This window comes from Micromonospora sp. NPDC047557, assembly GCF_043205095.1.
In the GTDB taxonomy this organism is placed as follows: domain Bacteria; phylum Actinomycetota; class Actinomycetes; order Mycobacteriales; family Micromonosporaceae; genus Micromonospora.
The window spans coordinates 1,051,229-1,063,394 of the sequence record NZ_JBIDDK010000001.1 but is presented as its reverse complement, the minus strand read 5'-3'; the positions used below and the strand labels follow the sequence as shown (position 1 = coordinate 1,063,394).

7 protein-coding genes are annotated in these 12,166 nt (G+C 71.5%); 2 read left to right on the top strand and 5 right to left on the bottom strand.

The window, feature by feature from the left end; translation table 11 throughout:
* Positions 1-82: 82 nt before the first annotated feature.
* Entirely contained in the window at positions 83-1,306 is a 1,224-nt protein-coding gene (gene mycP / locus ACGGAQ_RS04910) for a type VII secretion-associated serine protease mycosin (RefSeq protein WP_393044680.1), read from the bottom strand.
* 152 nt (positions 1,307-1,458) lie between these two features.
* On the opposite strand from mycP, the gene ACGGAQ_RS04905 reads away from it, so the two are divergent.
* Both ACGGAQ_RS04905 and ACGGAQ_RS04900 read left to right on the top strand, forming a co-directional pair.
* Positions 1,459-4,395: an SseB family protein gene (locus ACGGAQ_RS04905; protein ID WP_393044678.1), complete on the top strand. Its 2,937-nt coding sequence runs from the start codon at positions 1,459-1,461 to the stop codon at positions 4,393-4,395.
* Positions 4,392-4,757 (top strand): hypothetical protein, encoded by a 366-nt coding sequence (locus ACGGAQ_RS04900; RefSeq protein ID WP_393044676.1) that lies wholly within the window; start codon positions 4,392-4,394, stop codon positions 4,755-4,757. The genes ACGGAQ_RS04905 and ACGGAQ_RS04900 overlap by 4 nt, the downstream gene beginning before the upstream one ends.
* A gap of 4 nt (positions 4,758-4,761) precedes the next feature.
* On the opposite strand, the gene ACGGAQ_RS04895 is transcribed toward ACGGAQ_RS04900, so the two are convergent.
* From ACGGAQ_RS04895 to ACGGAQ_RS04880, 4 genes are all read right to left on the bottom strand, one after another.
* Positions 4,762-5,694: an alpha/beta hydrolase gene (locus ACGGAQ_RS04895; RefSeq protein WP_355134284.1), complete on the bottom strand. Its 933-nt coding sequence runs from the start codon at positions 5,692-5,694 to the stop codon at positions 4,762-4,764.
* 76 nt (positions 5,695-5,770) lie between these two features.
* Positions 5,771-6,172, bottom strand: a complete 402-nt coding sequence (locus ACGGAQ_RS04890; RefSeq protein WP_393044673.1) for a hypothetical protein — start codon at positions 6,170-6,172, stop codon at positions 5,771-5,773.
* A 204-nt stretch (positions 6,173-6,376) separates the two neighbouring features.
* Positions 6,377-8,803 carry an immune inhibitor A domain-containing protein gene (locus ACGGAQ_RS04885; RefSeq protein WP_393045674.1) on the bottom strand — a complete coding sequence of 809 codons (2,427 nt, stop codon included), beginning with the start codon at positions 8,801-8,803 and terminating at the stop codon, positions 6,377-6,379.
* 332 nt (positions 8,804-9,135) lie between these two features.
* Positions 9,136-11,949 carry an immune inhibitor A domain-containing protein gene (locus tag ACGGAQ_RS04880; RefSeq protein ID WP_393044671.1) on the bottom strand — a complete coding sequence of 938 codons (2,814 nt, stop codon included), beginning with the start codon at positions 11,947-11,949 and terminating at the stop codon, positions 9,136-9,138.
* Positions 11,950-12,166 lie beyond the last annotated feature (217 nt).

The window sequence follows — 12,166 nt, the reverse complement described above, 5'->3', positions numbered from 1 at the left end:
CGCCGAGGCGGATCAGGACCGGCCCGCGTCGGGCGCCGACCAGGACCGGGTCGGGTTGGGCGCGGATGACCGCTGGGTCGGGTCAGGCTGGCTCGGCCGGTCGCCAGCGCCGGCGCGCGCCGCGGGGCAGCACCAGGGCGAGCAACACCACAGCGACCGCCGTCAGGCCGATCGCCGCGCCGGCCACCAGGGCCCGGTCCCGGGCGGTCGCGCGGCGGGCCTGGCGGGCGAGCGCCGCCGGATCGGGCCGGTCGACGGCGAGTGCGGCAACCGGCCGAGGGGCGGTCGTACGGCCGCCGCCGGTCTCGGTGACCGCGCGGTAGGGGTTCAGCACGCCGGCGCCGTACCCGCCGCCGTGTCCCGGGCCGGGCGCCGGATCGACCGTGGCGACGATCCGCTCCACCACCTCGGCGGCGGTCAACTCGGGACGGTACGCGCGCAGCAGCGCCGCCGTGGCGGCCACGAACGGCACCGCGTAACTGGTGCCCTCGACCTGCTGGTGGCCCTGCGCCGGCGCGGCGACCAGCACCGCGCTGCCCGGGGCGACCAGGTCGACGTACGAGCCGGTCTGGGAGAAGGTCGCCCGTGCCCCGTCCGCCCCGATCGCGCCCACCCCGAGCACCCCGTCGTACGCGGCAGGGAACGGGCGCGGGTCGCCGCTGTCGTGCAGGTTGCCCACTGCGGCCACCAGCACCACGTCCCGCTCGACGGCGTACCGCACGGCGGATCGGACCTCCGGGTCGTCGGCGTACAGCACCACGGAGAGGTTCACCACGTCGGCGTCGTGGTCGACGGCCCAGCGGATGGCGCGGGCGAACTCGTCGGCGCTGACCGTGCGCCCCGACTCCCGGCCCTGCACCACCTGCTGCTCACTCACCCGTACCGGCAGGATCCGGGCGGCCGGGGCCAGGCCGTGGAAGGCGACACCGGGCCGGGGCGCCGCCGCGATGATGCTCGCCACGCCGGTGCCGTGCCCGGCGCAGTCCCGGCTGCCGTCCCCACCCGGGTCGAGCAGGTCGGTGCCGGCCAGCACCCGTCCAGTCAACTGGGGGTGCGCCCGGTCGACTCCGGAGTCGACGACCGCGACCGTCACCCCGGCGCCGGTGGTCAGCGGCGCGAGCCGCGCGGGGTCGTACCGCTGCTGGGGCCAGGGTGTGGCCTCGACCGGCCGGACGGGCGCCAGTGGGGTCGCGCAGGCCGGGGTCACCCGGAGCCCGGCGCTGGCGGCGACGGCCGGACCGGTCGCAGCGGTCAGCAGCGCAGCAGCCAGACCTGCCAGGACGGGACGCGCGATCGACCGGGACATCGACAGCCTCCGTATCGTGTCGGCTCCGGAACGGGATGTTATCGCCTCGACGCCGCCCCGGCGGACCGCCGCCGGCCAGCCATTGTGATCTTGATACCACCTTGTAGGTTGTACGCGATACCTGTGGCCTGTTCTCGGAAGGAGAGGTGGCCGTGACCGAATGGGAGCCGGCCACGGAGGCCGAGGTGGCGATGTGGGACGCGCTGCGCGCCAAAGACCAGGAGCTCTACTTCCGTCTCCTGTCCCGCACCGATCTGCTGTTGCCGGTCTCCACACCGGCGCCGTCCGGCCAGACGTCCGCCGGCTGGGGCACCTGGACCACCGGTGGCCGGACCCACGTGCTGGCCTTCACCTCCCCCGCGGCGCTGCGGGCCTGCCTCGGTGAGCACGGCGGCACCAACCGGCGCGTGCCGTTCACCGACCTCGCCGTCGGTTGGCCCAACCACGAGTGGTGGCTCGCGGTCAACCCCGGGTTGCCGGTCGAGGGCTACCTGCCCGCCTGGTTCGTGTCCCAGCTCTCCCGTGGTGACGTCCGGCTACCGGGCCGCGCCATGGGCGCCCGCGCCCGGCTGGAGCGGGCCGAGACGCTGGCCCGGTCGAGAGCCGGTACGGCCGGCCGAGACGCGTCGCCCGCCACCGGGTTCGTGCCGCCCGCGTCGGACCCGACGCCGTCCGGACGACCCGCGCCGAGGAACGCGGTGCCGCCGGTGGGCACACCCTCCGCGTCGGGCACCCCGACCCGGGCGCCCGGTCCCGGTGAGCTGTCGAGCCGGTCCGGCTCGGAGGACCTGCCCGCCGCCGGTCCGCGGCAGCCGACCGTCCCGCCCCGACCGGCCCGCCCCGGCGTCGGCCCCGTGCCGGGCACGGGCCGTACCGGCGCATCCCGGTACGTGCCACTGGCCTCCACCGACCGCGCCCAGGTCGCCCCGGCCGACCAGCCGGGTCCGCGCGCCGGCCGGCCGTCCGTGGGCCGCCCGGCCAGCGACGCCGACGGCCCGGCCGCCGGTGACGGCAACACCCAGGGTGGTCGGCGTTCCTTCTTCGAGCCGACGTCCGGTCGCGCGTCCGGCCCTGTCTCCGGGGACGGTCGGTCGGGCGACCGCGCGGCGCCGCCGTCCCGGTTCGGGCGGGGCAGTCAGCCCTTCCCGCGTCGCCGTCCCGCGGACGCGCCGGGCGGTGACAACGTGGCCCCGGCCTTCCCGATGCCGACGCCGGACGCCACCCGAGGGCTGCGGCCACCGGCCGGCGACCTGGGCGCGCCCCGGGTGGTACGAGCGCCCGCGGCCGACGACGAGACCACCCAGCCTCTGCCACCGCGACGGCCCAACCCGTTGGCCGAGGAACCCACTCGTGCGTTCCGGGTGCCCGGTCCAGCCGCGGGTGAGCCGTCACCGACCCGCGTCGGAGGGCCCGTTCCCACGGCGGACGAGACCCAGGCGATCCCGCGTGGCCGACCCGGGGACCGGCAGCGCTTCGAGCCGGTGGAGGAACTGCCGCCGTCGGTCGCGGAGCCGGTCTCCGGCCCACCCGCCCCGCGTCGCGGCTTCACGCCCATCGTCATCGAGGGCACCATCATCGAGTCCCGGGATCTCCTCGACCCGGCCGAGGGCGCTCCTGCATTCGACGCGGCACGGCGACCCGGCCCGACCACCGCCGCCCCGCCGACGTTCGGCCCGGCTGCGTCCGGCCCGTCCGTGCCCGACCCCGCTGCTCCCGGCGCCTCGATGCCCGGCCCCTTCGTTCCCGGGCCCCCCGCTGCGGCCCCGGATCCGATCGGAGTGCCCTCGTCGTTCGAGCCCGCGTCGTCCGGCTCGGTGTCGTTCGAACCCGCCGACACCGGCACGGGCCGGCCCGATTCCACCGGGACCGCCGCCGGCCTGTTCGGCACGGACAGCACCGGCGGCGGCCCGCTCGATTCTGCCGGCCCCGACCTGAGCAGCGCTGACCTGAGCGACGGCGGCCTGGGCGGCGGTGGCGGCTCGGCCGGCGTGGACGCCGGTTGGTCCTCGCCCCGATCCCCGCTGGGCTACGAGCCGGAGGCGGTACGCCCCGACACCGACGACGAACGCCCGGTCGTGGACGACCAGCGTGCGATGGCCGACGAGCCGGCGTCGGTGCAGTTCGAGCCGGCCAACACGGTCGAGGAGGACCTGCTCGGCGCGGCCGGTGCCGGCAGCACGGACACGTTCCTGTCCACCCTGCTGTTGGCCCGGGTCCTGCTCCCGGCGGCGGCGGACTCGGTGCGCGGCAGCCGTCCCGGCGACCCGGGCTTCGTCTGGCGTACCGCCCAGCTCGACGGCGAGACGTACGTGGTGGTCTACACGTCCCCGGAGCGCCTCGCCGACCACGTCGAGGGTGACGTCGACACGGTCCGGGTGAAGTTCGCCCAGCTGATCCGGCGCTGGCCCGACGAGGACTGGTCGTTCGCCGTCAACCCGGGCACACCGGTCGGCGCGAAGCTGCCCGGCGACCAGATCGTCGCGTTGGCCAACTGGGCCGCAGAGGTGGGGCTCGGCGACGATCTGGAGGTCGACCCGGAGGAGCCGGCGGTCGAGGCGGAACCCACGGCCCGCCCCCGGTACGCTCCGGCGGCGGTCGACCCTGCCCGCCCGACCGTGATGCAGAAGGCGATCGCGCCCAGTCAGCTCGCGTACTACCTGGAGCGGGGGTACGACCGGGTCTCCGGGTTCGTGCACCGGGCCGGCGAGTTGGCCCACCTGACCACGCCGGCCGAGCTGCACGACGCGCTGGGCTTGAGCTACCCGGGGTCACCGTTCGTGCGGGAGGCCGAGGAGATCTACGTGCTGCGCTGGCCGGCGCACCGGCCCAGCCTCTACCGGATCCCGTACGGCGGCCAGAACGAGCCGGCGATGCGGGCCATGGAGGGCTGGGTCATCGAGCGCCCGCCGTTCCGGGGCAACGGCTTCGCCCCGGGTGAGAGCAGCGACGTGGTGGCTGAGTTCAAGGTGGACAGCGCCCGTCTCCCGCACGGCGCGCAGCTGTGGCGCATCGGCGGGGACGGCACCGAGCGGGTGATCGCGGTGCTCGACACGGACGCGGTCATCTGGCGACGGGTTCCGGAGGCGTGATGCGCGACGGCTACGTGGCCCGTTGGCGGGGCCGGGAGTACCAGGCGAGCCCGGACGGCGACGACATCCGGCTCTACCAGCCAGAGCCGGGTGAGGGCTTCGAGGAGGTCCGTCCGGGCCGGTTCGTGCGGGTGCTGCCGGCGAGCGAGGTCGAGGATCTGGCGTACGTGCGGACCACCTGCACGTGGCAGGGGCAGCCGTTCATCGTGCTCGGCAAACACGACGCCTGGCTGCGGGTGGAGTACACCGGCGGTCGCTGGCCGGTGGCCGAGGCGATGCGGCTGGAGGTCTTCGACTTCGGCGTCTACCAGGGCTGGGCGCCGGCCGCCGAGGTCACCGACCTGCGCGAGCAGCGGGTCTGACCGATCAGGACTTGGCCCACCGCAGGATCTCGCCGAGCACCAGCTCGGGGGCTTCCAGGTGGGGGAAGTGCCCCACCCCGTCGAGCAGGCGCCACTCGTACGGCGCCACGACGTACCGGCCGGACCCCAGGGCGGTTCGTGGCAGGGCGGCGACGTCCCGTGCGCCGTGCAGTTGAAGGGTCGGGGTGACCAGGGGCTTCTGCATGAGGCGGACGAACCGGTAGCCGTGTAGCCGCAGCACCGAACGGAAGGCCCAGCGGTAGCCTTCCAGCGCGCAGAAGGCGGCCTGCGGGATGCGCATCGCCTCCCGGCACCGCTCGGCGTACGCCTCGAAGTCGCCGCTGGCGACCCAGCGCGGCCCGGCCCAGCGGCGCAGGATCTCCCCGACGGCCGCCCCGCCGTCCTTGGTGAGCACGTGCTCGTAGCGGGGGAGCTGGAACTTCAACGCCGGGGTGGAGGCGGCGAACTGCCCGCGTGGGTCGGCGAAGATGGCGGCGCGCAGCCGCAGCGGGTGGGGTGCACCCAGGACCACCAACCGCCGGACCAGCGACGGGTGGAACGACGCCACCGTCCAGGCCACCATGCCGCCGACGCCGCTACCGACAAGCGTCGCCGACCGTTCACCGAGGGCACGGATCAGGCCGGCGATGTCGGCGGCGAGGGTGTAGCCGTCGTACCCCCGGGGTGGTTTGTCGCTGGCGCCGTAACCGCGCAGGTCCACGGCGACCGCGCGGAAGCCGGCGTCGGCGACCGCCGGAAGCATCTGGTGCCAGGCCCACCAGTGCTCGGGGAAGCCGTGCAGGAAGAGCACCATCGGCCCGGTGCCGGCCTCGACCACGTGGAACCGGGTGCCGTTGGCGCCGACGAAACGGTGCGTCCACGGCCCCTCGGTGAGGACGCAGGACTCGTCGACGGCTCCGCCGCGCTGGTCGGTCATGGCAGACAGCCTAGGACCCCGCCGGCAGGCAGCCGTTTCGCCGGCCCGTCTGTGGCCCGGGAGCGTCGGGTGACGGTCAGCCGACCGGGCTGATGTCGACAATGCTGGCCGGGGTGCCCGGGCCGCAGTCGGCGGTCGGGTCGGCCGGGCCGATGGTCACCAGCACGGTCGTGCCGACGGCGAAGGCGCCCTTGCCAGTGCCGTGCAGCGCGTACTGCCGGCCGTCGTCGGTGACCAGGCCGTAGCAGGGGCCGTCGCCGCCCCGGTTGATCCGTCCGGCCAGCACGTTGGCCTTGCGGGCGTCGGTCGGCGTGCGCGGCGGCCCGGTCGGAGGGCGCAGGGTGGGCAGCGGGACGCGCGAGCGCGACGGGCGGCCGGAGGGGGACGACGGCGTCGGATCGGTGGGCCCGGTCGGCGCGGCGGCGGACGGCGGTGTGCCGGTCGAGGGAGCGTCAGACGGGCTCTGCTCGGAGGACACGCCGTCTCCTTCGTTCCGCGTTCCGGCGCAGCCGGTGAGCGCCAGCAGGGCGGCCAGACCAACGCCGGTCAGGGTGGTGCGGGTTCGCGGTTGCACGGGTGATCGGACGCGCGGGGCGCGGCCGGGGTTCCCGGAGACGGGCGATGCCCGGGCAGGTGACCTGCCCGGGCATCGCCGTGGTGCGGGTGTCGCCTGATCCGAGGATCAGGAGAAGCGGACGGTGGTGTTGATGCCGTCCTGCGACACAACCTTGATCTTCCGGCCGGTCGCCGGGAGCTTGACGCCGTGGTTCGGCAGCTCCGGGTACCAGTACTGCTGGGTGTCGTCGAACAGCGACTGCGCAGCCTGACCGCGAACGTAGTTCGGCTGGCTGTTGATGTGCAGCGTGAACGAGTCGGCCTTCTTCAGGCTGAACGGAGCGTCGTAAACCTGGACGCGGGCCCGCCACGGGGCACCGGTCAGGTTGTACAGCGGCTCCGGGTGCGCGTCGATGATCAGGTTCCGACCCTCACCCGGGTGCGCGAACGTGTCGTTGTCCGCCCAACGGGTGTTGTGGTAGGAGATCAGCAGACCCTCCTGGTACGCGTAGTGGTCCACGTAGTCCGGGCGGGTGTTCGCGTAGCCGAAGTAGTACGGGCCGGTCTTGAGGTACTTGTCGAACGAGGTGTACGACCGGGTACCGGCGATGTAGTAGTTGTCGAACAAGCGGGTGTAGGTGGCCGTGGCGATCTCGAACTTCCCGGCGAAGGTCCAGCCGTTGGCACCGTTCTCGGCACCGTCGGTGAACACGGTCTGGCCGTCGGCGGTCACGGTGATCGCGTCACCGTAGAAGCCGCCCTTGGACAGGCCGCCGTCGGTCTGGTAGCGCAGCCGGAACTGCACGACCTTGCCCGCCACGGAGTTCATCGGGATGTTGACGTCGACCCACTTGCCGTTGCTGGAGCCGTCCAGGGCGAAGCGCCCGGGGGAGATCTCCTTCAGCGGGTTGCCGTTGACGGTGCCGGGCAGGGTCGCCCAGGTCTTGCCACCGTCGGTCGACGCCTCGAAGAACAGGTAGTCGAACCCGCTCTCGATGTTGTAGCGGCCCTTCATGGCCAGGGCGGCCGACGACTTCCCGGTGAGGTCCAGCGTCCGGGTCATCGTGCTGTTCAGGTCGTCCTCGTTGCCGGTGAAGAACTGCTTGCTGCCCTCGAACGGCGCGCCGTTCGAGAAGGTGTACTCGCGGTCCGGGAGCACGACCACCGCGGCCTGCGCCTCCGGCGAGTTGTACTCCTGCGGGCCGAGGACCAGCGTCTTCTTCTGCCCGATACCGATCGTCTCGTAGTCGAGCCAGCCGAGCTGGTACTTGTTCCACGCGCCGAGGTCGCCACCGCGCTCGCCGATGCCGCCGTCGTTCTTGGCGCCGAGCCGGCTCTGGGCCATCAGGGTCCAGTGCTCGTTGTTGTTGTCGCCACCACTGACCACGTTGTAGTCGTCCGGCAGACCGAGGTCGTGGCCGTACTCGTGGTAGAAGACGCTCCGGCCACCGTTCTCCGGCTGGATGGTGTAGTCGCCGATCCAGACGCCGGTGTCGCCGATCTGGGTGCCGCCGGCCGGGAAATTCGCCGGGCCGGTGTTGCCCTGGTCCGAGGCGTAGGCGTACCAGCGGTGGCTCCAGATGGCGTCCTCACCCTGGATCGGGTCACCGTCGGCCTGGTCGCCGCCGGAGTGGACGATCTGGAAGTGGTCGATGTAGCCGTCCGACTCGTTGAAGTCGCCGTCACCGTCGAAGTCGTACCGGTCGTACTGGTCCATCGACTTGACGTCGGCGGCGATCTGCGCGTCGGTGCGACCGGCGGCCTTCTGGTCGAGGACCCACTGGTTGGCGGCGTCGCGGACCAGGTCCCAGGTGTTGCTGCAGACGTTGCTGTCGCAGACGTTCGGGTCACCGGTCGGGTCGTCGTCGGCCTTCGGGTCGTCGGAACGACCGTAGCGGGCCTCGTTGTACTTGACCTTGACCCAGTCGGTGACCTCGCCCTCGACGCTGTAGCGACCCGAGGACTGGGCCTCGTAGTACTGCTTCAGCGACTCGTCGCCGGGGTTGGTGCCGAAGTAGAGCTGCCGGTAGTGGTCGGCGTTGTAGTCCGGCTGCCAGACGGTGGAGTTGTCCACCGCCCGGTTGGGCGCCGGGATCTCGTTGTGCAGCGGACCGGTGAACTTGGTCGGCCCCGCGGTGTTGGGGTCGATGTTCTTGTCCGGGAAGTCCGGGTGCCGCTCGTTGCCGAACTCGGCGAGGATCACGAAGATCTTGTCGGTCCGCTGACGGGAGAGCTCGACGTACTGGTCTTCCGTCTGGGCCGTGCCCGCCCCGGTGGTGCGGGCGCTGGCCCCGTCGGCCTGGGTCTTACCGACCTTGACGACGGTGCTGCCGTTGATCTTCTCTGCCTTGGCCTTGCCCTTGAGGACCTCGTTGAGGCCCTCCTGGCGCAGCGCTCGCCGCTTGTCCTCCAGCGGGTTCGGCAGGTCGTGGTCGGCAAGGGCGGGCTCGGCGACCGACGGAGCGGCCGTCGGCAACTTCGGCTGCGGCGCGGCACTGGCGGACGGTCCGAACGCCAGCCCCGTCGCCGTCAGCGAAAGCCCGAGCAGACCCACTGCGACTTTGCGCACGTGGTACCTCCGGTGTGAGGGAACCGGCCCAACAGGGGTACGGGCCGGTGATAGATCGATCCCACTAGTGGGACCAATGGTGAACATAGACACTGCCGGGACGGGTGGGAAGATGCGCGCGTCGATTTGTTGCAAGATTTTGTTGGGAACGCTTTTCACCGTCACACCCCTGCGGTTCATCAGCACGCGAATCAGGGTGGGCTGGTCGGCAACGTCCGCAGCGATGCATTTCGATCAATAAGATCAGACGTTACGACAGTGGGGCCGGCAGCGTTCCCGCCACCGGCCCCACCATCAGTTGTTGCTGCGCGAAACCGTTACTTCTTTGCTGGGGTGACGAAGATGGTCGCGGACGAGTTGTCCCGCGCGGTCTTACGGATGGTCAACGAGACGCCGTTCTGCACGCCCGCGTCGCCCGGGTTACCGGTGCCGAGCACGATCGCGCCGCCGCCCAGCGTCACGCCGTAGAACTCCGGTGCCGGGCTGCCGTCCGGGTTGGTCACCCGGGTGGTGTACGGCGCTCCACCGCGCGACGGCACCACCACGGAGGCGTCGTTGTCCCGCGCGTACGGAGCCCCGTTGCGCATCTCGATGCCCGGGTACCAGCCCTTGGCGTCGGTGAAGCTCTTCACCGGCGCCTGCGCCTTGAACTTCGTGCAGTACGCGCTGTACGGCTCGTTCGCCGCCTCCAGGCACTCCGTGAAGGGGTACGTCTTCTGGAGCGTGAACGCCGCGTTGGACGACTGCGGCCGGCTGGGCAGGTTGTCCGTCACCGACGGGTCCTTCTCGGCCGCCGTACCGGTGCGCCGGTACGGGTCGAAGTGCGAGTCCACGATGAGCAGCCCGCCCTTCGCGCCGTAGCTGGGCAGCGCGGTCATCTGCCCGGTGACGTGGTTGACGTCGCCGAGCGCGCTGTCCCGGTACCACACCAGCATGCCCGGCGCGTTGTAGGAGATCCGGTCGACCTTCCACGCCTCGTGGGAGTAGATGGTGTCGTAGGCGTACTTCAGGCCCTTGTCGAAGCCGTCGAAGTTGCGCCACTCGGCCAGGTAGTACTGCGCGTGCACCTCGGTGCCGCCGGAGACCTTCCAGCCCGCGCCGGTGGTGTCCACGAACGTGCCGCCGGTGGCCGTCCAGCCGTTGGCGCCGCCCTCGACGTCGTCACTCCAGGTGGTGGCGCCGCCGCCGGTGACCGAGAAGTCGTCGACGAACCAGTTGCGCTCCTCGAACGCCTCATCGGTGGCCAGACGCAGTCGCACCTGGACGGTCTTGCCCGCGTACGCCGACAGGTCGACGTAGTCGTGGCGCCAGCCGTCGGTGCTGCCGGTCAGGCCGTACTTCTTGCCGCCGAAGTCGTTCATCCGGCCGTTCGGGTCCGGGTAGTTGTCCGGCGTGGTGACCACCGTGCCGCCCTCGGCGTACACCTTCTGCTCGGACCAGGTCGTACCGCCGTCGGTCGAGAGCTCGACGAAGCCGTAGTCCCAGTCCTCCTCGATGATGTAGTTGTTCCACATCCAGAACTTGGCGTCCGCGGCGTTGGGCACGTCGACCGAGCGGCTCAGCTTGACGTCGGCCCAGCTCTGGTCGTTGTTGCTGTGCCACATCTTCGTGCCGCTGTGCGGCGTGGCCAGGACCGTCACCTTGTCCGGCAGGTCGACCTTGATGCCGTCCTCGGAGTCGATCGGCGTACGCGAGGTCTGCCCGAGCTTCACCTCACGTGGGTTGGAGCCGGGGCGGATGGTCAGCGGGTCGGCCCAGCCGAGCACCCACTTGTCCCAGATGCCCATGTGCGTCGGCAGCGCCTGGAAGATCTCACCCGAGTGCGAACCCGAGGCCATCAGGTCCCAGAAGTCCACGTCGGAGTCAGCGTTGCCGGAGGTGTCGTAGAGGTCCGGCAGGCCGAGGTCGTGGCCGAACTCGTGGGCGAAGACGCCGACGCCGGCGTCCTCCGGCTGCACGATGTAGTTCGACACCTTCAGGCCGGTGCCGGGGATGGTGTAGCCACCCGGGACCGAGGAGGAGTGCGCCCAGACGGCGTACACGCCCTGGTCACCGCCGCCGCGCGACTTGCCCTGGCCGGCGTGCACCAGCACCAGGTGGTCGATCACGCCGTCCGGCTCGAAGAGGTTGCCGTCACCGTCGCGGTCGGCCTGGTCCTCCTTGTCGTACTCGGCCCACGGGAAGCTGGGGTCCTTGGCGGCGAGCGCGTCGATCGCGTCGGTCGCCAGCCTGCCCGCGCCAGCCGGGTTGTCCGGGTGGCCGTTCATCGACTGCTCGCGGCCGGGGACCCAGTTGCCGTTCTCGTCCTGGGTGCAGCGGTTGGCCGCGTACCAGCCCTCGGAGTGCGGCACGGTGATCCACGGGCTGGCCTGCCCGGCGACCGTGTACGCGTTCTTGGACATCTCCAGGTACATGTTGTGCATCGTGCGGCCGGAGAGGTCGATGCCCTTCTTGCCGTCCGGGCCCTTCAGGTCCTTGCGGACCCGCTCGGTGATGCCCGTCTTGGTGTACAGCATCTTGTTGTAGTGCGACGGCGAGAAGTCCGGCACCCACATCGAGTTGTTGTCCTCGTGCGGCAGCGTCGCCGGGTTCGGGATGCCGTTGTGCTTCGGCCCGTTCTGCACGGTGCCGGGCACGCAGGTGCGGTCCTCGAACACCGTCTTCGGGACCATCACGTTCGTGAAGTCGTCGTTCGCCTTGTCGTTGAACTCGACAAGCAGCGTCAGCAGCTTCGCCGTCTGCGTGGTCGGCGACTGCTTGATCTGCCGCGGGCTCTTGCCCGTCTTGATCGACTTGGCTTCGATCTGCGCGAGCTGACGCGCGGTCACCGGGTTGCCCCGCGCGTGCTTCTGGTCGAACGCACGCGCGGCGTCGACGGCGGGGGTGTAGATGCCACCCTTGCCCTTGACCTCACGGCCGGTGGTGTCCGTCTGCACCTCGGGCTCGGCGTAGTTGATGTAGTACTCGTCAGCCCCGATCACCGCCCGGGGGGTGGTGGACGGCTGCGCCGCCGCACTTCCACTCACGGTCAGTGAGGTGGCCGCGAGGGCGATGACGGGCAGCGCGACGAGTAGTCGTCGACGCGACCCCGGATGGGAGTTTCTGTTCATGCCGCTCCGTTTCTCGGGCATGGGCGGAGGATGCCGGCCGGCTCCGGACGCGCAGGGGCGCATCGAGGCCCGCCGACCTCCGTGAAACTAAATGAGAAACACGCCGAACGGCGGGAACGTGATGGAGGCGTTATTCGTCCAACCACCGCAGCCGGCGGCGCGCGGTGGTCGTACCTCCACAAAAGATGACGGTGGGTGACGGTCCGGACGGACCGTCACCCACCGATGGGGTACGCCT